Here is a 21725-nt window from a genome sequence, read left to right as displayed (position 1 = left end):
CTTTATGCCCGTTTCGATGATTAGAATCGGGAAAAAATCAAATAAGAATAAATAAAAGAATAAGCATGTTTAATTTCGATGATATAAATCTGGACCGAATTGTGGTTCATAACGTAGGTAACAAACATCACGAAGAAACCCTGAAGCTATCAAAGCAAGGCATTCAGTTGGAAGATGATGATGTTAGAGATATTCTATTGAAATATTTCTTATCGGCTTTCAACAAAGAGGAGTTCTACAATTTTCAGCACGAAGCCGGATTGAGCATGAATGAAGTGTATTGCTTTGCTACCGAATTTTTTGAAGATAACGATAGTTTTTACGATCAATCGGTGAATATTGCCATGCACCTTTACGATAAATCGAATCATCCCAATATTAAGGGGGGTGAGTTTTATTTGGTAGCATTTTCGGGCTGTATTGTCGATGGGGAGGTTTGCGATGCGTTGGGGATTTTTAAATCAGAGAATAAGGATACTTTCCTAAAGGTTTATCAGAACCAGGAAAACTTCGAATTAGGCTGCGAGAGTGGTATTAATATCAAAAAGCTGGATAAAGGATGTTTGATTTTCAATACCGAAAAAGAGAATGGCTATAAGGTTTGTATTGTTGATAAAACCAACAAGAATGGCGAAGCCATTTATTGGAAAGAGGACTTTTTAAATTTGAAGCTTCGTGAAGATGATTTCTATCACACTCAGAATTATCTTGAAATGTGTAAGGGATTTATTGGCGAAGTTTACAACGATGAGAACGAAGTCGCTAAAGCCGATCAAATTGATTTGATGAATAAGTCGATTAACTTTTTTAAAGATAAAAAAGAGTTTAATGAGGATTTGTTTAAGCGTGAAGTGATTGAACAACCTGAAGTTATGAATGCTTTTGACGAATATAAAAGCTACTACCAAAGTGAGCACGATAATGATATTAATTCTGAATTTAATATCAATAAAGATGCGGTAAAAGGTGAGCAGCGTTTCTTCAAGCAAGTTTTGAAATTGGATAAAAACTTTCACGTTTACATTCACGGCCAGCGTAAGTTTCTTGAGAAAGGTTATGACGCCGCTCGCGATATGAGTTTCTACAAGCTGTTTTTTAGAGAAGAAAACTAGAATTTAAGTACAGTCTATATGAAGCCAACAGAAGCAATTTTGTTGGCTTTTTTATATTTTTAATTATTGGAAAGGATTTTAAAAACTATTGTATAAATAAGATTAGATGTTTGTGGGGAATAATTAATTTTATGGCTAATTAAAGCGTGAATGGGAATTGTATCCTTTTATGAGTGATTAGCTATGTCACTCACTCAGGTTGTGAGCTCCCTTCGGTCGGTTATATCGCGTTCCTTCATGAAGACTTAAAAGTCACATGATAAAATCTTGTGGTGGCATCTTATTATCTGTCATGCTCTGACTATAGGCGAGCTGTAAATGTCAGGGTATGACTCAAACATGAGAAAATATTGAGAGCCTCACAAAATAAGTGAGACCCTCAAAGAGAGTTATTCATTGCAGATATTTTATAAAAAAATAATAGCGTTTGCATCGCGTTCCTTCATGAAGTATTAAAAGTCACATGATAAAATCATGCGGTGGCATCTTATTAGCTGTCATGCTCTGACTATAGGCGAGCTGTGAATGTCAGGGGATGTCTCAAACATGAGAAAATATTGAGAGCCTCACAAAATAAGTGAGACCCTCAAAAGAGAGTTATTCATTGCAGATATTTTGTAAAAAAAATAATAGCGTTTGCATCGCGTTCCTTCATGAAGTATTAAAAGTCACATGATAAAATCGTGTGGTGGCATCTTATTATCTGTCATGCTCTGACTATAGGCGAGCTGTAAATGTCAGGCTATGACTCAAGCATGAGAAAATATTGAGAGCCTCACAAAATAAGTGAGACCCTCAAAAGAGAGTTATTCATTGCAGATATTTTATAAAAAAATAATAGATTTGGAAACGCTACTGACACTATCGAAATTTTTACTGCTTGGACTGTTAATTGCTTTCCCTTTTCCATTATTAAAGGCCTTAAGACTAAGAGTAGGCAATAAAGCTTATTTATTGAGCTATATCCTTCTTAGTTTATTGTTCTTGGGAATTTTAATGTTTCTCATTGCCTGGTGGGCTGATCAATCGCAGATGATTCTCTTATCGCACTATGGTTTTGATCATGATGCCATGTCGGATGTGGAACGATTTAGGCATGTGGCTCAGGAAAATATGGAAAGGGTTAAAAGTCTTCAACGTCGTTCATTGGGTATAGGATGGCCTTTAAAAGCCATGTTCGGATTCGTGATATTTATACCTTATCTTTTTATTGTATATTTTGTGAGCCTGTTGATTAATAGAATAAAAAACAAAGAATGAGTGAAGATTTCTCTTCCCGGTAAGCGATTAGCTTCGCTTTCCCAGTTTATTTCTGAAAGAAAATAAGGTTGATTATCTCTTACTAAAAATTGATACCATGCCATTCATTGTTACAACATAACGAATAAAAGAATCTCAAGAGAAAAAATGCAGACAAACAATTATATATATGCCTTTATTTATGACAATACCGAAAGTGAGTTATGCAAGCTTGAGTCGAGATGTCTTTTTAATAAAGAAGAAAAGAATAAACTGCTTTTTTCCGATGTAAAGGTAGAGCCTTCAAGCAGTGCTTTTATTAGAAAAAGACTGGATGTTAAGTTAGTGTCTGAGGATTATGCTTCGCTAATCAGTCAAATAAAAAAGGAAAAGTTATGTGTTGAGGGTTTCAAAGTTGAATATTTGGTTTTGCATGGAGATACAACGGCCTATGCTTCGAGACTCGAAAAGTTAAGAGATATTGGCTATAGCATTGATGGCAATCCGGATTATTATAAGCCAATTATAACTTACGCATTGTGTTATTATAAAGGGACTTGGTTTTTTGGCACTTTGCTTAAAAATGATTTTGCCTGGGAAAAACACAATAAAAAAACCTATTCGTACAGCAATTCAATAAATATAAATATTGCCAAAGCCCTTGTGAATATTGCAGCAAAGTCAAACAAAGAGAATAAGCTGCTTGATGCCTGTTGTGGGGTGGGTACCATCATGTTGGAAGCCTGCTTTGCCGGAAATAAGATTGAGGGCTGCGATATCAACTGGAAGGTATGCAGGCAAGCACGAGAAAACCTTTCTCATTTCAACTATACAACCAATGTGTATCGCTCCGATATAAAAGACATTGACAACAGGTATGATGCCAGTATTATCGATTTGCCATACAATTTGTTTAGCTGTGCAGATGATAATACGATTTCACACATTATCGAGTCGGCAGCTGAAATTACCGATCGACTTGTTATTGTATCTATCTCTGATATAGCAAACTTAATCAATAAGGCAGGGCTTAAATTGTCTGATTATTGCAGCGTTAGTAAAAAGGGAAAGGCAAATTTCGCAAGAAAAATATGGCTTTGTGAAAAGAAGGAATTGCTTGTAACGAATTAACGATTCGGAATTTAAGGGGGATGGTTAAAAAAACCGCCTCCTCAGGGTAAAACCAAAGAAGACGGTTGATTTGCAATAAAACTTCAGACTTTTTCTCTGAAGTTAACCTAAACCACTAATAGAGGTACTGACTGATTTGCCCGGCTTCAACCATGATGAATCGGAAAACCAGGCCTCCAACAAGAATAAGTATTGCTGGAAAAGCAACAGGAATATGTTTGCCTCTAAGTTCCATCACTTCGAGAATTGCAGGAACAACCAAACCCAATAGAACCACTCCACCCCAGAAAGGCAGGGTGTAAGCACCACCCAGAAATAACTGAGCAGCTTCGATTTGAGCGGCATTACTGGCCATGAATCCCATAAACAGATGAATGATAAAGAAGACTTCGATACCAATCAAGAGCAAATCGATTTTGCTAAACAGGCTGCGTTCCAATTTTTCTTTGGATAGCCACATGATGGTGGCGGCACCAGTCGATAACCCTGAAACCAGGAATAAAGGGCCTAAAATTGAGGTGTTCCAAAGTGGACGCGCATTGAATGCGGATAAAAGAATACCCGTGTAAATACCCAGAATCACAGATGAGATAATCATGGTCCAGGCGAAGGCTTTACGGTACTTTTGTACAAATTCTTCTATCCATTCGAGGTATTTAACTTGCCAGGTCCAGTTAGGAATCAGGTCGCGCCAATAGCTCAGGCACCAAGCCATAGAAAGTGGTGTGATCAGCATCAGAATCCATGCACCCCACGACATAGGCGATTCAATTCGAATGGTGGTGTAGAGTTGCCAGAAATAAAGCTTGTTTTTCAAGTCGAGAAAGAGAGCGCCTAAGCCTACCATTAAAATAACAGGGACCAGGAATGTCGCTTTTCTCACTGCAGTTGGAAGCTCTTTTTCTTTACCCAATAGTGAATATAGAGCAGCAAAGAATAGGATTCCAGCGGCCAAACCTCCAAGGAATAAGTAAAGAGGAATTTCCCAACCCCAAATGCCCAAAGTTGGGTCTATGTGGGGATTCATTCTTCCACTAATTAATATTTCTTCGTTCATAAGACTATTTTTTAGTCCTTAAGTCCCTTACTGAACTCAAGGATTTGTGAAAATCAATTAAGCTTATTGTTTCTAATGGCTCAGGTCAAATAATAAATCTGTGGTTTTGTTCCCACTTCAGGAGCAAGAACTTTCCATGTTCGGTTTTTAAGAAGTTGACTAAGCTGAGATTGTTCATCGTCGATATCACCAAAATACATGCAGCTTGTTGGACAAACGGATACGCATGAAGGGTTTTTGCCTTCCTCTAGGCGATGATTACAGAAACTACATTTATCTACGAATCCATCGGGATGAGAGTATCGGGCATTGTATGGACAAGATTGAACACAGGCTCCACAACCAATACAGGCACCTCTATCAACCATAACCAGACCACCCTCTTCGTAATGACTGGCCCCGGTAGGGCAGCAACGCACGCAAGGTGAGTTTTCACAATGGTTACAGCGTTCTGATCGCAATTCGATGCTCACATTGGGGAAAGTTCCCTTGGCATGTTCGATCACCCAATCGCGACAATAACCAATAGGCACACGATTTTCATTTTGGCAGGCCACAACACAGTCGCTACAGCCCACACATTTTTTTGTATCAATTAGCATTGCATATCTCATGAGATCTCCTCCCTTTCTGGCTTGTCAATTATAAATTTCACAAAATTCCCACGCATACCGGTTCCACCCATTACCGGATCGACCATCACGTTGGTTACGAGCTGGGAGTCACTAATACCACGTCCATTTGAACGCTGTAGTTTTTTATTCGATTTCCCAAAGCCATGAACCATATACACGTTATCCATGCCAATACGTTCGGTAACTCTTACCTTGATAGGAAATTCTGATTTGATGCCATCCTGGTTTTCAAGCCAGATTTCCTGATCATTTACGATACCAGCTGCCATAGCGATTTTAGGGTTCACCCAAAGCTTGTTTTCGCTCATCAGCTCATTCAGATTTGGATTGTTAGCCGTACGGCCAAAGGTGTGCATAGGTGCACGTCCGTAATTGAGTCTAAAATAACCTGCTGGTGGTTCAGGATGTGGGGTATAGTTTGGAAGAGGATCGAAGCCTTCCATTTCTAAATCGGTAGAATAGAGCTCAATCATTCCCGTAGGCGTTCCGAATTCGTATTCTTCACCCTCTTCAAGATAAAGGTTCTCGTGCTTGCGCTCGAATTTGATAACTCCTTTCTCTTGCATTTCGGCCAATGAATGCCCCATCTGTTTCAACTGCCAATCCAAAACTTCGGAATAAGACTTATAGTTGAAATAAGAACTCAATTTTAATTTATCGGCCAACTTACGAACAATCCAATCAGATGGTTTGGTTAAGTACTTAGGCTTGGCAGCAGGCATTCGTACAGCAATGTTTGGTTCTCGATTAGGCGATACACGAATATCATCGTAACGTTCTAAATAAGTACATTCCGGAAGAATGATATCAGCATAACCCGTAATTTCCATAGGCATGGTATCTACCACCACAAATAGGTCTAAGTTGTCAATTGCCTCCAAAGTCCGTTTGGTGTCAGGAATGGTAGATATCAGATTTGTACCCACAACAAACCAGCCTTTAATTTTCTTATCTGTGGTATTGTCAGGATGAGTTGCATCTACGAATACATTGGCAATTGATGAACCTGCCAAAGCATATTTACCATCAAGATAGTCTTTCCATGTCCACGAAACGGATGGGAAAGCTGGATGGGGGAAGGAAGGGACTTTGGCTGTCTCTGGGAAATAGAAACCACCTTTGCGGCCCCAGGATCCAAGAAGTGCATTCAATATGGCCATCGCGCGTAAGCGTTGAGTATCGTCACCATACCAAGTCACATGACGACCAGGATGAATCAGTGTTGCTGGTGCGTTAAAAGCCATCTCTCTGGCCGTTTCTCTAATCACATCGGCCTTGATTGTTGTAATTTTTTCGGCCCACTCAGGGGTTTTGTCAGCAACATGAGCTTCAAGATCTTCAAAGCCGTAAGCATACTGATCGATATAAGCTTTATCGTATAATTTCTCTGTGATTAAAACATGCATCCAAGCCAATAGCAGGGCGATGTCGGTTGCAGGTTTAATGGGTAGCCAATGTTTCGATTTACTGGCTGCAGTTGACAATCGAGGATCAACCGTAATTATTTTTAAGCCCTTATCAATGGCTTTAGACATTTCCTGAACATGAGAATTGTGCATGTTCTCACCTATATGGTTCCCAATCAGAACCAGACATTTTGTGTTTTCCAAATCGACAGGCTCAGGTGAGTTAATGTTGGCACCAAAAGTCGCATGAAAACCAACTTCCCGAGGACCACGGCATTGGGCATAGGAGGGGGCTGTAATATTTCGGGAACCAAAAGCCTTGAATAATTTTCCAAAGTGTGCACCACCGGAACCGTGTTTGAATAAGGCCATACTCTCGGGGCCATGTTCTTCGGAAATCTGGTTCATCTTGTCAGCAATAAAGCGGAATGCCTTATCCCAGCTAACTTCTTTGAATGTTTGTTTGCCATCAATTTCTACACGCATCAATGGTGATTTCAATCGATCTTCATCATTGTACATGCCAATACCACCTGTACCTCTTGGGCAGAAACGCCCCTTGCAATGCGGATCATCTTCATTACCTTCTATTTTCCAAAGTTCACCTTTCTCATCGGTATGTACCCAGCCAGCACATTTCCAGAAACACACCTCGCAATAGGTAGGTACGCGTTTAAATTGGGAAGCATCCATAGGCTCACCGGCTTGTACCTGCCCAATCATGGTGTTCAGAATTGGATTTGCTAAAACCAAGCCCCCGAACCCCAATGCGGATATCTTTATAAAATCTCTTCTTGACTTGCTCATCAGATCGATAGTTTTATTTCAATCTGTTATCCTCAGGATGGTTTAGAGGATAACAGATTTATTAAAATTTGAAGTCTATTATTGCATTTTCTCGCTTGCTGTCCATTCGAACAAAGCACCATCATAAACTTTCACATTGGGGTAATTTAAAGCTGATGTTAAGGCTAGATATACAATACCTGCACGTACACTTGATTCGCAGTAAAGAATCACTTCTTTTTCTTTTGTGATACCAGCTTTAGTGAAAAGAGCTTGTAATTCTTCTTTCGACTTAAGTTGAGACTTAGAGTTCATTACATTTTTAAATTCAAGGTTGATGGCAGAAGGAATATGACCTTTTGGTAATTTTGATTCTTTTACACCACTGAATTCGTCAGCTGCACGAACATCAATAATAACAGAAGCAGGATTGTTAGATGCTTTTTTTACCTGATCGATACTTGCAATTGCCGCTTTGTTTAGGTTTACAGCAAATGTTGTTGCTTTTCTGTTGGCAGGATTCTTGGTTACAGGCTTACGTGCCATTCTCCAGGCTTTCATATGCCCATCTAATAGTTTGACATCTTTGGCTCCTAAATATTTTAAGATCCAATAGATACGACCTGAATATTTTCCAGATCCATTATCGTAAATGACAATTGTATTGGTATTACTAATCCCTTTCTCTCCAAGAATCTTTGCAATTTCAGCACTTGATTTTAGTGTGCTTTTTGGAGTGGTTTTGTATAAGGATTTATGATCTATATTGACAGCACCCGCAATATGAACTTTAGCATAGTCAACAGGCTTTCTGGCACTAATCAGAACAACATTAGGGTCTTTTTGAATCTTTAAATAATCCTTTACTGAAATAATATCTTGTCCGAAAGACATTTGAATGCCCAGAAAGCAAACAAATACCATTAATATCACTTTTTTCATATCTATCTATTTTTAATTTGATTAACAAAGTACAAGTAAAGGGAGCCTTTTCGGCTCCCAATCATCCCGTTTTTAAAACTTAACCGTTACTTGCAACATGAAAATATCGTTATCAATTTCTTTTTCCTTTTCGGCTCTGTATACGTAGTTAGCCTGAACTTTTGTCCAGTCGTTAAAGAAATAGTTTAGACCGTAAGTTGTGCAGTATTCTGTGTTACCATCCACGTCTTTATTTGAATCGAAGAATTCAAATTTTACAACAGGTTGAAGCTTGTTTTGGAACTGGTACATAGCCATAACGAACATACCATCTCTCTTAATATCACCTTGATGTATCTCAATCGGCTCACCGCAACCACCGCCAGTGGTATAAGATCCCACATCCTTAGCATACAAATATTCAGCTTGTAGCATGAAAGCACCTTTTTTGTATTGAAGATCAGCTCCATATCGGGTTCTTTCATCTTCAGGCATACCGTCAACAGCAGCCGTTGCTTTACCAAACTTATAGCTGGCACCAATTTTTAGATTCTTATGAGGGTTAGCAACTAAACGAGCTGCGTAATCTTTTCTTTTATTGTCATCATTTTGGAATAAACCTGTACCGTTTGTAATAGCAAGGCTATATTGAAATAGGGTTGTGTCTGCTCCACCTAAAAGCATAAAACCACGATCGCGATCAGGTGTTGCTAACTGCTCTACAACTCTGGAGCGGTTAATGGTATGAAGCTTATGACAGGGGGTATTCAATTCCAAAGAAATTGGCGATTTGAATGAACCAAAAGAGAGTCTTGCAAAATCGTAACGAGAATAGGTCACGAAAGCATCAAGTAAATAAGGCGTTCCACCATTTTTTGAAGGACTGGTCTCAAGAACCATATAGTAGCTAAAATCATAAGGGATATTACCCATAGCTCCTATACGAGCCCTGTTAAAGTTAAATGTATTACTGTCATCAACTCCTTCATTTTGGTTGTATTCAAACTTGGGTTGGAAGAATCCGAATACGTTTACACCTTCACCCGAAGGTTCTTCGCAACCTTGTGCATTTGCTACAACTGGCAACATCATGATGACCATTACAGCGAGTAGTATATTTTTCATGTTTGCAATTATTGATAGTTAAGTTTGAGGATTCGTTCAGAGCTCTATACTTAGTTGAATATTCGATGGAGGTGAAAAAGTCCTTTAATTAGTCTGCGATTTATCATGAGTAAAAAGCATTTGGGAGTGATCATCACTCCCAAATGTTTTAAGATTAGTGACCTCCTTGAGTCCACTGGTTTCCAGTAATCGCTGTGTTATCAGTCCACTGGCTATGTGTGTTTTGTAGTCCATTCATTCCGTACAATAAACTCTTTGCTTTATCGTATCCCAATACGTGTAAGTAAGCGGTAATTATACTTGAGGTTTGTCCTGTGTAGCAGTAGGTCACGATAGTTTGATTTGGATCAAGATTGAAAACCTGGCTTCCATTTAAAGTCAAAGGATTTAAACGGTGAGCGCCTTTAAAGTGCCCAAAAGCATTCCAGTCGCCTTCTGAGAAATAATTATTGATCTGGTAGTTTGAAGGAGTTGCTAATACATCGGTATTTTTAATAGACCAAGCTGTATTTTCTAACATCGCTTGAACTCTTTCTTTAAGAATATCAGCTCCTTCAGTAGCCGTTGTGTAAAGAACAGGAGCAGGATAAGTTGATGGATTAACAGGAGCATCATTTGTCCAGTTTGCATGACCTTTAGCAGCATCACCAATGTTGCTATCCCATGGACCTGAGTTGCCTTGATTACTCATTCCCCATTTAAGAAGTTTAGCATTTGGGTAACCACTCAAACGTAAAGCAACAACCGCTCTAGCTGCAGTTTGTCCTGTATAACAAACAACAAGAATCTCTTTATCTGCTGCTTTAGCTGTTTCTAAAATATTTACTAAGCTTGAGTTAACGGCACCATCTAAATGACCTTTACCAAAATCTTCAGCACTTCGAATGTCGATGATATATTTGCCATCTTTTGCAGTTGTAGCAAACTTACCATTCTCAGTTGTTGAGATAATCTGGTTTAAATCCATTTGGTTATCAACCAGGTAAGTTTGAAGTGCTTCAAAAGCTGGATTATCAACACCTGTTGCAGCATCATCTTCTTTACATGAGGAAAGGAATAATATTGGCAATAAAGCCAGAATGATAAGAAATTTTGTGAATTTTTTCATTGTAAAAGGATTTAGGTTTTTATTATTTGGGTTTTGTATTTTTTAGTTATTAGCAGCCTCCTGATTCTTCTTCTTCAGCAGCAGCACTGACTTGGGCACCAGCTTCAATTTTATCTTCTTTTATTTCCGGGTATTTGGCATGCCAATCTGTCCAGCCTCCATTAATATTTTTCACATTGATATAGCCAAGTTGTTTAAGAGCAAGGGCAGCTAAAGCACCTCGTTTCGATTTCTTACAATACAAAACAAGCATCTCGTTTTTCTCAGGAACATACATACCTTCTTCATCCCAAACTTTTTCGCTGGCAATACGAAACTCGATTACGCCACGTGGAATTGAAATTGAACCCGGAATGAAACCTTTTTTGTGCTCTTCGGGTAAGCGAACATCTATAAGAATATAAGCTGAGTCGCTGTTCATTAATGCATGAAAGTCATCAACGCTCATATCTGATGTTAAGGATCGTGCTTCTGCGATCATTTCATCAACATTTTTATAAACTTTTTCTTCTGGTATACTCTTCATACTGCATCCCCATATCAATGTCATTAGGGTGATGGACAGAAGGACTTTTATTGTCTTCATATGCTTTTGAGGTTTTGGGTTAGTTCTTATGGAAAATGCGCTTAATAAATTTGTCTTTAAAATCAGCTGCTGAATAACGATTAATTTCTTTAATGTAATATTAGAGCTTTATTGGTAGATATACTTGTGATTTGTAATGGAATAGCTCAAGTTGATTTTTGGAATATGCAATAAAAAACTTGAGATAATTGGTAAGAAAACTTGATCTATTACATGCTGAAAATTGATATAAAACATGTTTCATTTTGATAGATTTGTATATATTTAGATTTCTATATCTAAAATATAAACCCGGAATATTATGCCTATCCCAGAAAAATCAGTCACTTGTAAGAATTGTTTAACCAAATCAGAATGTTTTAAGGAGTTGAACGATTCTCAGTTGGAAATGATTGAAGAAGGACGCCTCGAGGTGACATTTAATAAGGGGGAAGTCATCTGCAAGCAGGGAATGTTAGCCTCACATGTGATCTATATTAGGAGTGGATTTGTAAAACTCTATATAGAAGGCAACAATGGGAAGAACATTATTTTGACCATTGAAAAGGATGGATATCTTATCGGATTACAGTCTTTATTTGGAAAAAATATATTCCACTATACAGCAGTAGCCTACGAGGAAACAACCGTTTGTTTGTTCGATATGACAGCTTTGAGTAATTTGTTAGAGCTTAATGCGAGCTTTGCGGCTAAATTGATAGCTCGTTTGAACGAGAATACAATTCGGTCTTACAGTCGCCTATTTTGTTTAACTCAAAAGCAATCTAGTGGAAGGTTAGCAGAAATACTACTTTGTCTATCCAATAGAATATATGAGAGTCCTCGCTTTAACTTAGCTTTATCTAGAAAAGATCTGGCCGAATTGACTGTTTTGTCGGTTGAGAGTTTGTCTCGTGTGATTAAAGAATTTAAGGAAGACAAATTGATTATTGTGGATGGAAAAACAATAGAAATATCAGATCGGAAAAGACTGGAAATGATTTGTGAGAATGGCTAGATTGAGATTTTAAACGACTTATAAATAAAAATGGCGGCTTATAACCTAATTAAGGTAATAAGCCGCCATTTTATATTGATAATAGAGCAAATTACATTTTATAAACCATGGCATTGATATTCATTCCAGCACCCACTGATGCAAAAACAATACTGTCGCCTGCATTAATTTTGTGAGGTTTCAGCTCATCTTTTAATATCAAATCCAGCAGGGTTGGCACCGTTGCAACCGAAGAGTTCCCCAACCACGATATGGTCATGGGCATGATGTCTTTGGGTAATTCCTTTATATCATAAAGGGCGTATAAGCGTTTTAAGATGGCATCATCCATTTTTCCATTGGCTTGATGAATTAAGACTTTTTTGATTTCACTTAGCGGCGTTTTGCTTTTCTCAAGACAGGCTTGAATAGCCTGGGGAACAGTTGTCAATGCGTATTGGTATAATTTACGCCCATTCATTTTTAAAAATAAGGCATCCTTATGCTCACTATCGGGATTGAAGGAGGTATCCATATACAACATTTCTGAAAACTGATAGGTATCTGATCGAGTCGTATGAGCTAATATACCAATAGGTGTATCACTTTCCTTTCCTTCTAAAATAACAGCGCCTGCACCATCGGCATATAGCATGCTGTCTCTATCGTGTGGATCGGAAATACGAGATAAAACATCGGCCCCTATGACCAGTATTTGTTTGGCATCGCCTGATTTAATGTAATAATCAGCCTGAATGGTCGCTTGTAACCAGCCCGGACAGCCAAAAGGTAAATCGTAAGCAATGCAGTTTGGGTTTTGAATTTTTAGTTTATGCTTGACACGTGCAGCCAAACTGGGAACAAGGTCAGACTTTCTGTTATCGTGTTTCACGTCACCAAAGTTGTGAGCGACGATAATATAATCCAATTTTTCTTTATCAATTTTCGAACTGATTATGGCATCTTCAGCAGCAAAAAAAGCAATATCAGAAGTGACTAAATCTTTCGAAACATGTCGTCTCTCAGTAATGGTGGTAATCTCTTCAAACTTCTCGGTTATTTCCTGATTCGATTTCTCACCTTTTTTTCCGTAAGTATCATAAAACGTATTGTTGAGGAAATCTTCATTTTTTACTCGAAGGTGGGGAATGTATTTTCCTGTTCCTTTAATAATCGTGTAGATTTTGCTAATCATATTTTAATTTTTTTAGGGGGTAAACGACTTGACCTAGGAAGGTGTATGTGAGATGCACAAGCTTTTTAAGTCCAGTTTAATACCTTAATATTAGCGAAATCTTTTTAATTATAATAATGAATAAATTGAATTTTTAGACTGTGAAAAAGAGATTTGTTTGAATTGGATGGAATTAATGATTTAGAGGTAGGAATGTTCATTTGTTTTGAACATTATCCCAGTTGACATTGCAACTGAGATAATGGTTCAAAAAACATCAAAAACATCTTATTCGGATAGAATTTTCTTTTTCTCGGCATTAAATTCTTCTAGAGTTAAAATGCCTTCATCCAGTAGTCTTTTTAGTTCAGTTAGTCTTTCTGCTTTTGTTTTTATAATAGGTCCATTGTAATCATCTGGGCAACCTGTGTAGTTGAGGCTGTAGTGAAAGTTTTTATAATCGATTTTCGATACTCCATCTTCGAGAACGTTGGGTTTCCATAATGAGCCTGATGCAGTATCTACAATTAAACCCCAAGGAACAGGTATACCACTTATTGTTCCTGTCCAGGTTACCAGAGTTCCGGCTAGAGCCCATCCACGAAAACTTTTTTTAGTAAAATCGAAAATTTGTTCATCACAGCCGGGTTCTTTTACTGAAATGGAAAACGAATCCGCATAGCTTCTGGGAGCTAAAAAGTCTGCTTCACCAACTCCTTTTGTTTTACCATCGTATGAAATAACGGCTTTAGGATGGTTTTCAACGGTTACGTGCGCGTAATATTTGCTACCCCCAATGATAACGCCGCAGCTGGATAAGAGAATACTCGAGATAAATAAGAAACCGAGCTTTGTTTTTAATTTGAGTAAAGTGCTGATCATTATGCTTACTTTAAATGGTGTTTGATTAAAATAAATTCAAACATAAGAAAAATCGATGAGTGATTTTATGTTTTATAATATTTAAGTGGCAGAATGGAATAGGAAGGGATAGAAAGCGAAAAGGCCACATCCAGGAAGTAAAAACCTTAGATAAATTTCTAAGGTTTTTATTTAAATATAAATTTAAAGTATTGGTATAATTACTCACTTCGCAACGAATCTACAGGATTCTGGTTGGCAGCCTTCCAGGTTTGTACACCAACAACGAGTAAAGCAAACAGTGCGATTAGTAGGCCTGAAAATAGAAAAGGAAAGACACCGATTTGTGTTTTGTAAGCAAATTGTTCCAGCCATCGATTCATTATATACCACGATATTGGGATGGATATAACAAAGGCAAGTGCTAGCCATTTTGCAAAAGTAGCGAAGAATAATGTTGTTATTCGTAATGCACTTGCACCGCTGACTTTTCGAATACCAATCTCTTTGGTACGTTTTTGCACGATAAATAGTGTCAGAGCATATAGGCCAAGTAGTGCTAATAAAATGGAGAGCACAGACGAGTAGCTTGTGAGTGCTTGTGACCTTTCTTCCAGCTGATAGCGATCACGACAGATATCATCGATAAATAGGTGGTAATTTGTTCTTGAAGGATCAATATTTTTGAAAATCTCTTTTACTTTCGATAATATACCGTTTATATCATTGGTTTTTACCTTAAGTAATACAAAGTTGATATTTCCATTGTGTTTGAAGCAAGTGAACATTAATGGGGAAATTTTTTCGTGTAAGGAGGCATAATGGAAATCTTTAACAACTGCTTGAATTTCATATTTTGCTTCATGAAACCAAACTAATTTGCCTAAAGGATTATCAATTTCAAGATTTTTTACGGCAGTTTCGTTTAAGATGATTCCTCTGCAATTTTCAACTTGACTTTCATCAAATGCTTTCCCTTCTATGATTTGTATCTTCAAAGTTTTAAAATAATCGGGTTTGACACGATATTCATCAAATTTTTTCGTGGTTTTAGCATCGCTACCGTAAAGGCGAAATATTTGGCCACTTGCACCACCTCCGGGAAGGTGATGACTTGCACTAACCGAGCTTATTTCAGGTAGTTTTAAGAGTTCTTGTTTAATGGTGGAATAGCCTTGTTTTTGTGAGCCACTAAGGTTATTTATTGCAATAACATGTTCAGGTTCGAAGCCTAAATCTGTTTTTTTCATATAGTTGATTTGTTGCTGTGTGATAATGACAACAGAAATCAAAACAATAGAAGTCGAAAATTGAAAAATTAACAGGATTCGAGACAGTAAATTTTTGCCTTTACCAGTTTGCAGATTGCCTTTAATAATGGTAGCTGGATTGTATCGAGTAATGGTAAGGGCAGGGTACAAGCCTGAAAGTAAACCCACAATAAGTGTCATAGATGGAAGTCCGTAGTAGAGTATTGGGTTTGATAAATATTCAATACTTAATGTTCGGTTCATTAAATCTCCGAAGGAAGAGAGCAATATTTCGGCTATAATAACACCAAATAAGAGTGCTATTATTGACATTAATAGGGTGCGCCCTAAAAAGTCTCTAATCAAATCGCTTCGCTCAGCACCAATGGCTTTTTTAATGCCTATTTGGTTTAGTTTATCATCATAACGGGCAGTGGTTATGTTGACAAAATTAACAATGGCTATGGCTAATATCAATAGAGCTAGTAGAATATGGACATAAATTGCCTTTATATCACCAGCAGGTTTCAGACTAGGACTATAGTCTGACTTTAAATGAATATCAGTTAATTTTTGTAAGTAAGATCCGGTTTTTTCTCCATATTGTCCATAAGCATCATCAAGCAGTTGGGAATAACTATTCTCAATCTTTTTAATTATTGCAGGCTCATCAACTCCTTGTTTAAGTAAAACGTACGTGTGATATTCTATACTTTTGAAATTTGCATGACCTGAAAAACCAGAAAAAGGTAAAAGAATATCAAAATCGTAATGAGAAGTGAGAGGAAGGTCTTTTACAACTGTATTTACGTTTAATAATCTGCCAAACATTTTGAATTCTTTACCACCCGCATTAATGGTTCCAAAGAGTTTTTTTGCAGTTGTGGCATTCATCACAACACCATTGGGGTTCGAAAATAAGTTGATTGATTCTCCGGCAATAGGTTCCAGTGTAAATATCTTGTGGAAGTTTGTGTCGACATAATGACAGCGGATTCCTGTGAAATGTTGATCTCCTATTGTTACATTTTGTGTATATCCTCTATAGAGTTGCGTAATCTCTTCAATTTCGGGTATTGCGTTAGCAAAATTTTCAGGAGTTAAACGTTTACAAATTTCAAGGGGTTGCAAGTCATCACCCGCATCGCTAAGTAGTGATATAAGATGATAAATTCGTTCATGCTTTGTATTAAACTTATCGTAGCTTAGTTCGTGCTGAACGTATATGGAAATGAGTATTACTGCGGCCATACCAACAGCAAGCCCAAAGATATTGATGATGGAATTGAGTTTGTCCTTTGCCAGACTTCGAAAGGAGAGTTTGAGTTTGTATAGAAACATAGTGTTGTTTTATTTGTTTTGTGAAGTTTTTTTTACGCGATTTCAAAGAATTACCTTATCAAACCGCCCATGATAATTTAACTAGTGTTAGCGGTTTGGGGTTGTTTTTTTAATTCGTTTTAAATGCATCTTAACTTCTTCTCTAAAAGTAATTTCAGATTCTAATTTTGTTGCTCCACCAAGATATTCGCCGGCATTCAACCATTTACCATCTTCTTTGTAAAAAAACCATAAATAATAATCACGATCTGACATTTGACTTACAACCCCTGCAATCAAATCATTATAAATAAATACTTTATTCACAATAGTATTCATTTCTTTGTCTCGAGTCTTTACATCTACTTCTATATCAGGTATAGCATCTTTAGAACTTTTTTGTAGAAATGAACACGTCAATGCTTTATATTTTGATTGCTGTCCATTGGCTTTAATATATCTGAAGGAAATAAACGCATTTAAAGGACTATCTTGATTATTGATTTCGGCATATTCTTTCACCTTTTTGTTAATATCTATTGTTTGATAGTCTTTTACTGATAATGCATCCTTATTTACCAATATTCTACTTGGCAGTTTCGATGACTGCACAATATTCTTGTTTAAAGAAACGTAATACGAATGGTTAATGTCATTCAGACTGACTGTTTCGATATACTTTCCATTTCTAAACAGAATACCTGATTTATCATCGCAAGCATAACCGGCACCTATGGTCTTGTTTTTTATTTGTTCGTTATAAATTTCTTTTTTTCGCTTGTCAGAATAATGAGGACAATGACTAAAGGGAAGAAATGACATGCCGTTTATTACAGATAAGTTTACGGGACGAGAATCGCTAATTCCTGAATCAAACCAACAAAGTGATCCGGCACTACCACCCGATAGGATTATTCCTTTATTAAGTGCTTTCTGTAAGAGTGTATCGATACCTTGAGCTCTCCAAATACCCAGCATATTCAACGTGTTTCCCCCGCCAACAACAATTGCATCCATATTGAGCAAGATATCTTCAAAAGATTTATTGTCTTTATTCGATGCTACCCAAACTCTCAGGACATAAGATTTTAAACCCAGTTTTTTACAGTAGTGATTCCAGCTTTTAATATTGCTTTCATTATCTGCACTAGCAGTAGGCAAAAAGCAAATTTTAGGGTTTGACTTTTGGGTTAAATCAGCAATATATTGTGTGAATTTTAGGTTTTTATTCCCGCCATAAACAAAGATGGTCTGTTCTGCTATTTTGGAATTAGTATTATTTTGTGAAAAGGTAATTTGACAAATACTTGCCAGTATAAAAAAGAATAGTGTTTTCTTCATTTGTTAAATCTCTAATTGAGTTCTTTGCCCAATAGAGTTTGGGCAAATAAATGTAATAAGATTGCTAGATATTTTACTAGTTGAGGGCTATAGCCTCTCTATTTTGCGATATTTTATTGTTTTCAGATACAATTTTGCCATCGTATAATTGAATGATTCGCTCTGCATATTCCGAGTCTTTTAGCGAGTGCGTTACCATTAAAATGGTGGTCCCTTCCATATTCAACTCATAGAGCAGTTGCATGACTTCAGCTCCGTTTTTCGAATCCAGATTTCCGGTGGGTTCATCGGCCAGAATGAGTTTGGGTTGAGAAACAACAGCTCTTGCTATGGCAACTCTTTGTTGCTGTCCTCCCGAAAGTTGTTGCGGATAGTGCTTTGCCCTATGTGAGATATTCATTCGGTTGAGTACTTTATCGACTTCAATTTTTCTTTTTGAAGCCGAAATCCCCATATACACCAAGGGCAGTTCTACGTTTTCAAAGACATTTAGTTCATCTATCAGGTTAAAGCTTTGAAATATAAAACCAATATTACCTTTCCTGTATTGTGTGAGGTTTTTCTCATTTTCTTTAGAAATGTCGATACCGTTGAAAATGTATTTCCCTTCAGTGGGCTTATCCAGCAAACCAATCAAATTTAATAGGGTGGATTTACCACAGCCTGAAGGTCCCATTATGGTAACAAATTCACCTTTTTTTATGTGGATATTCACTTTGTTTAAGGCTGAGGTCTCAAGTTGTTCAGTTCTGAATACTTTGCTTAGATCTTTTATAACTATCATTTTAGTTTTTTTTATGTTTCTATAGTTTAAGCAGATTCTATGCCATAGTGTTAAGTAGTTTGTAGAACAGTTTGTTATGATTTTGTTTTATGTTTTAGTGTTGGAATATCCAACACAAGCTGTCGGTAATTACAACAATATGATTACTTTTCCACAGAATTTTAATTGATTATTGATGTCTGGAAAAGGAAAACTTTTAATAATAGATGATAACGAGGAGCTTCTTTTTGCATTTAAGTTGTATCTCAATAGACACTTTTCGAAAATTGATACTATAAGGAATCCCAATCAGATGTTATCGAAGCTAGAGGGTGAGGTGTATGATGTTTACATGCTGGATATGAATTTTAAAGCTGGTGTAAATTCGGGCAATGAGGGGCTGTATTGGTTGAAACGAATTATGGAGTTCGATTCGAATGCCTGTGTTGTTCTGATTACAGCTTATGGGGATGTTGAGTTGGCAGTAAAAGCAATGAAAGAAGGAGCTGTTGACTTTGTTCAAAAATCATGGGATGAAAATAAGATTTTATCGACTCTTTTAGCTGCTTATAAATTGCGAATATCTAAACTCGAAATAAGGGGTTTAAAGGAAAAACAAAAACAAATTAATCATCATATAAATAAAAATAGTCAGTTTGTTAGAGGGAAGTCAGATGCTATGAAAGAGGTGTTTAGAACCCTTGATAAGGTGGCAAAAACCGAAGCAAATATTTTACTTGTGGGCGAAAATGGAACGGGAAAAGAATTGATTGCCCGGGAAATTCATTTGCTGTCTGATCGATCAGATCAGGTGTTTGTGCATCTGGATTTGGGTGCTCTAAGCGAGAGTCTGTTCGAAAGTGAATTATTTGGTTATAAAAAAGGTGCTTTTACCGATGCAAAAGAAGATCGTATGGGACGATTTGAATTGGCATCTGGTGGAACTTTATTTTTAGATGAAATTGGTAATGTGCCTATGCATTTGCAAACAAAGTTGTTAACCGCCATTCAAAATAAACAAATTGTGCCACTTGGCGGGAATTCATCTGTCGATGTTGATGTGCGTATTGTTGCTGCAACTAATAGTGATTTATTTGAAATGGTTGCTAAAGGTACTTTTCGCGAAGATTTACTCTATCGTTTGAATACCATTGCGATAACCTTGCCGCCTTTGCGTGAAAGGATAGAGGATATTCCTGAATTGGCAGATTTTTTTCTTCAAAAGTATGCTGACTTATACAAAAAGAAGATCGTGCATTTTGAGAAATCAGCAATAAAGAAATTGACACAATATACCTGGCCAGGAAACATTAGGGAATTTCAACACATTATTGAGAAATCGGTGATTCTGTCTAATACTGAGAAATTAACAGCTTCTGATATTTTACTAGGAGAGGGAGCTATGAGTACAAAGCGAAAAACAGACAGTTTCAACTTAACAGAGAATGAGAAGCTTTTGATAGAACAGGCAATTAAGCATACAGGAGGCAATATGAGTTTGGCTGCAAAGGAACTTGGAATCAACCGATCTACCTTATATGACAAAATAAAAAAATATGATTTATAAAAGATTCTACATATCGATTATTATTCAAGTTATTTTGTTATCAATCACGCCTTTGCTGTTTTTATACGTACGTTCCAAGATGTATATGCTCGTTACAACTTACAGTCTTGTAGCTTTATGGATTATACAAATTATTTACCTGATTTATTATATAAATAAAACCAATCGCGATTTATCAAAGTTCTTCAATGCCTTTCAATATCAGGATTCAACGCTGGTATTTAATCAGCAAAAAGAGGATAAGGCTTTTAGAAACATACATAAAAGCTTCAATCAAATCATTCATGCATTTGGAAAGGTTAAAATAGAAAAAGAAAAGGATTTTGTTTTTTTTCAGCATACCATACAATTGGTTGGTATTGGTTTGTTGGCCTTCGATGGTATGGGAAATGTTCGCTTGTGTAATAAGGCTTTCAAAGATCTTTTTAGACTTGATGATTTTCAGAATATTTCGGAGCTATCTTGTCTGGAGAATGGCTTCCCTGACTTTTTAGTTCAACTGAAGACAGAAAAACAGAATTTACAAAACTATTTGATAGAAAATAGGCTTTTAAAATTGGCCATAAAAGCCGTTGATTTTCGATTGGAAAACGAATCAATGAAATTAATTTCTTTTCAGGATATCAAAAGCGAAATTGATAAAGGCGAAATGGAAGCCATGAATAAATTAATTCGTGTTTTCACACATGAAATTATAAACTCGGTAAGCCCGATTTCTTTACTTTCTAGCAGCTTAATTGATTTGTATGAACGAAATGATGTGCGAGATTCTCAATCTTCAATGAGTGAAGAAGTCATCTCGAATAGTTTATTGGGTTTAAAAACAATTCGAAAACGCAGTAAGGGACTCATTTCTTTTGTTGATGAATATAAAAACTTAACTCAGTTGCCTAATGCTCGTTTTGAATTGTTTTCTGTTGTTAAATTGTTCGAGCATATCGAAATGTTGTTTCGTGAGGAATGTCAATTGGAAGGTATTGAGTTTACAGTGTCTGTGAATGACGAGGCACAAGAACTGATTGCAGATGAGAAGTTGATAACACAAGTACTTATTAATTTGGTTCGAAATTCAATTCATGCTCTTGAAGGGATGGCATTCAAACAGATCAAATTATCTGTTGATGAATCGAATCCGGTGAGTTGTATCAAGATTATGGATAATGGAGTAGGCATACCCGATGATATAATGAACAATATATTTACACCATTTTTTACGACAAAAGAAAAAGGGTCAGGTATTGGTTTGAATCTGGCTCGGCAAATCATGAGATTACACGATGGAAGTATTTCGGTCACTTCAAAACCCCAGAACAAGACTGAATTTATTTTACAGTTTTAGTGTTTAAAGGCTTGGGTTGATCTTAGAG

Annotated in this window: 18 protein-coding genes; 6 read left to right on the top strand and 12 right to left on the bottom strand. The window is 36.8% G+C overall.

All coding sequences use genetic code 11. The annotated features are described in order from the left end of the window. Positions 1-65 precede the first annotated feature (65 nt). From EO244_RS13415 to EO244_RS13405, 3 genes are all read left to right on the top strand, one after another. Positions 66-1112 (top strand): nucleoid-associated protein, encoded by a 1047-nt coding sequence (locus EO244_RS13415; protein ID WP_129255202.1) that lies wholly within the window; start codon positions 66-68, stop codon positions 1110-1112. Between the two features lie 843 nt (positions 1113-1955). Next, positions 1956-2372 (top strand): hypothetical protein, encoded by a 417-nt coding sequence (locus EO244_RS13410; protein WP_129255201.1) that lies wholly within the window; start codon positions 1956-1958, stop codon positions 2370-2372. 147 nt (positions 2373-2519) lie between these two features. Then, positions 2520-3482, top strand: coding sequence for a TRM11 family SAM-dependent methyltransferase (locus EO244_RS13405; protein WP_129255200.1), 963 nt, complete (start codon positions 2520-2522; stop codon positions 3480-3482). 115 nt (positions 3483-3597) lie between these two features. Here the strand turns inward: EO244_RS13405 and nrfD are convergent, their stop codons facing one another. The 7 genes from nrfD to EO244_RS13370 form a co-directional block, all read right to left on the bottom strand. Next, positions 3598-4539, bottom strand: a complete 942-nt coding sequence (gene nrfD / locus EO244_RS13400) for an NrfD/PsrC family molybdoenzyme membrane anchor subunit (protein ID WP_129255199.1) — start codon at positions 4537-4539, stop codon at positions 3598-3600. 80 nt (positions 4540-4619) lie between these two features. Next, the gene (locus EO244_RS13395; RefSeq protein WP_129255198.1) at positions 4620-5153 is read right to left on the bottom strand and encodes a 4Fe-4S dicluster domain-containing protein; all 534 of its coding nucleotides are present in this window, start codon (positions 5151-5153) and stop codon (positions 4620-4622) included. Next, the gene (locus EO244_RS13390) at positions 5150-7387 is read right to left on the bottom strand and encodes a molybdopterin-containing oxidoreductase family protein (RefSeq protein ID WP_129255197.1); all 2238 of its coding nucleotides are present in this window, start codon (positions 7385-7387) and stop codon (positions 5150-5152) included. Before EO244_RS13390 ends, EO244_RS13395 begins: the two co-directional genes overlap by 4 nt. Before the next feature lie 78 nt (positions 7388-7465). Beyond that, a complete protein-coding gene (locus EO244_RS13385) occupies positions 7466-8308 on the bottom strand; it encodes a sulfurtransferase (RefSeq protein ID WP_129255196.1) in 843 nt (280 codons plus the stop codon). A 72-nt stretch (positions 8309-8380) separates the two neighbouring features. Beyond that, positions 8381-9412 carry a porin gene (locus EO244_RS13380; protein ID WP_129255195.1) on the bottom strand — a complete coding sequence of 344 codons (1032 nt, stop codon included), beginning with the start codon at positions 9410-9412 and terminating at the stop codon, positions 8381-8383. 154 nt (positions 9413-9566) lie between these two features. Beyond that, positions 9567-10520 carry a rhodanese-like domain-containing protein gene (locus EO244_RS13375; RefSeq protein WP_129255194.1) on the bottom strand — a complete coding sequence of 318 codons (954 nt, stop codon included), beginning with the start codon at positions 10518-10520 and terminating at the stop codon, positions 9567-9569. Positions 10521-10569: 49 nt separating this feature from the next. Then, positions 10570-11106 (bottom strand): rhodanese-like domain-containing protein, encoded by a 537-nt coding sequence (locus EO244_RS13370; protein WP_129255193.1) that lies wholly within the window; start codon positions 11104-11106, stop codon positions 10570-10572. Between the two features lie 301 nt (positions 11107-11407). Here EO244_RS13370 and EO244_RS13365 point away from each other — a divergent pair, with 301 nt between their 5' ends. Beyond that, a complete protein-coding gene (locus tag EO244_RS13365; protein WP_129255192.1) occupies positions 11408-12103 on the top strand; it encodes a Crp/Fnr family transcriptional regulator in 696 nt (231 codons plus the stop codon). A gap of 91 nt (positions 12104-12194) precedes the next feature. On the opposite strand, the gene EO244_RS13360 is transcribed toward EO244_RS13365, so the two are convergent. From EO244_RS13360 to EO244_RS13340, 5 genes are all read right to left on the bottom strand, one after another. After that, positions 12195-13277 (bottom strand): 3-oxoacyl-ACP synthase III family protein, encoded by a 1083-nt coding sequence (locus tag EO244_RS13360; RefSeq protein WP_129255191.1) that lies wholly within the window; start codon positions 13275-13277, stop codon positions 12195-12197. 267 nt (positions 13278-13544) lie between these two features. Beyond that, entirely contained in the window at positions 13545-14138 is a 594-nt protein-coding gene (locus EO244_RS13355) for an SHOCT domain-containing protein (RefSeq protein WP_129255190.1), read from the bottom strand. Positions 14139-14338: 200 nt separating this feature from the next. Further along, positions 14339-16708 carry an ABC transporter permease gene (locus EO244_RS13350; RefSeq protein ID WP_129255189.1) on the bottom strand — a complete coding sequence of 790 codons (2370 nt, stop codon included), beginning with the start codon at positions 16706-16708 and terminating at the stop codon, positions 14339-14341. Positions 16709-16795: 87 nt separating this feature from the next. Further along, positions 16796-18028 (bottom strand): Type 1 glutamine amidotransferase-like domain-containing protein, encoded by a 1233-nt coding sequence (locus EO244_RS13345; protein WP_129255188.1) that lies wholly within the window; start codon positions 18026-18028, stop codon positions 16796-16798. Positions 18029-18104: 76 nt separating this feature from the next. Further along, the gene (locus EO244_RS13340; protein WP_129255187.1) at positions 18105-18812 is read right to left on the bottom strand and encodes an ABC transporter ATP-binding protein; all 708 of its coding nucleotides are present in this window, start codon (positions 18810-18812) and stop codon (positions 18105-18107) included. A gap of 175 nt (positions 18813-18987) precedes the next feature. Between EO244_RS13340 and EO244_RS13335 the strand changes: the two genes are divergently transcribed. Together EO244_RS13335 and EO244_RS13330 are read left to right on the top strand one after the other, a co-directional pair. Further along, positions 18988-20358, top strand: a complete 1371-nt coding sequence (locus tag EO244_RS13335) for a sigma-54-dependent transcriptional regulator (protein WP_129255186.1) — start codon at positions 18988-18990, stop codon at positions 20356-20358. Then, positions 20348-21697: a sensor histidine kinase gene (locus tag EO244_RS13330; RefSeq protein ID WP_129255185.1), complete on the top strand. Its 1350-nt coding sequence runs from the start codon at positions 20348-20350 to the stop codon at positions 21695-21697. Before EO244_RS13335 ends, EO244_RS13330 begins: the two co-directional genes overlap by 11 nt. Positions 21698-21725: the final 28 nt, after the last annotated feature.

Source organism: Ancylomarina salipaludis, assembly GCF_004122035.1.
In the GTDB taxonomy this organism is placed as follows: Bacteria; Bacteroidota; Bacteroidia; order Bacteroidales; family Marinifilaceae; genus Ancylomarina; species Ancylomarina salipaludis.
Note: the sequence above shows the minus strand (reverse complement) of the source record. Positions and strands in the feature narration are given on the sequence as shown.

Bases quoted from the DNA above. Each gene is read 5' to 3' on its own strand.
- EO244_RS13415 (WP_129255202.1), top strand. From the start codon at position 66: ATGTTTAATTTCGATGATATAAATCTGGACCGAATTGTGGTTCATAAC.
- EO244_RS13405 (WP_129255200.1), top strand. From the start codon at position 2,520: ATGCAGACAAACAATTATATATATGCCTTTATTTATGACAATACCGAA.
- nrfD (WP_129255199.1), bottom strand. From the start codon at position 4,539: ATGAACGAAGAAATATTAATTAGTGGAAGAATGAATCCCCACATAGAC.
- EO244_RS13395 (WP_129255198.1), bottom strand. From the start codon at position 5,153: ATGAGATATGCAATGCTAATTGATACAAAAAAATGTGTGGGCTGTAGC.
- EO244_RS13390 (WP_129255197.1), bottom strand. From the start codon at position 7,387: ATGAGCAAGTCAAGAAGAGATTTTATAAAGATATCCGCATTGGGGTTC.
- EO244_RS13385 (WP_129255196.1), bottom strand. From the start codon at position 8,308: ATGAAAAAAGTGATATTAATGGTATTTGTTTGCTTTCTGGGCATTCAA.
- EO244_RS13380 (WP_129255195.1), bottom strand. From the start codon at position 9,412: ATGAAAAATATACTACTCGCTGTAATGGTCATCATGATGTTGCCAGTT.
- EO244_RS13375 (WP_129255194.1), bottom strand. From the start codon at position 10,520: ATGAAAAAATTCACAAAATTTCTTATCATTCTGGCTTTATTGCCAATA.
- EO244_RS13370 (WP_129255193.1), bottom strand. From the start codon at position 11,106: ATGAAGACAATAAAAGTCCTTCTGTCCATCACCCTAATGACATTGATA.
- EO244_RS13365 (WP_129255192.1), top strand. From the start codon at position 11,408: ATGCCTATCCCAGAAAAATCAGTCACTTGTAAGAATTGTTTAACCAAA.
- EO244_RS13360 (WP_129255191.1), bottom strand. From the start codon at position 13,277: ATGATTAGCAAAATCTACACGATTATTAAAGGAACAGGAAAATACATT.
- EO244_RS13355 (WP_129255190.1), bottom strand. From the start codon at position 14,138: ATGATCAGCACTTTACTCAAATTAAAAACAAAGCTCGGTTTCTTATTT.
- EO244_RS13350 (WP_129255189.1), bottom strand. From the start codon at position 16,708: ATGTTTCTATACAAACTCAAACTCTCCTTTCGAAGTCTGGCAAAGGAC.
- EO244_RS13345 (WP_129255188.1), bottom strand. From the start codon at position 18,028: ATGAAGAAAACACTATTCTTTTTTATACTGGCAAGTATTTGTCAAATT.
- EO244_RS13340 (WP_129255187.1), bottom strand. From the start codon at position 18,812: ATGATAGTTATAAAAGATCTAAGCAAAGTATTCAGAACTGAACAACTT.
- EO244_RS13335 (WP_129255186.1), top strand. From the start codon at position 18,988: ATGTCTGGAAAAGGAAAACTTTTAATAATAGATGATAACGAGGAGCTT.
- EO244_RS13330 (WP_129255185.1), top strand. From the start codon at position 20,348: ATGATTTATAAAAGATTCTACATATCGATTATTATTCAAGTTATTTTG.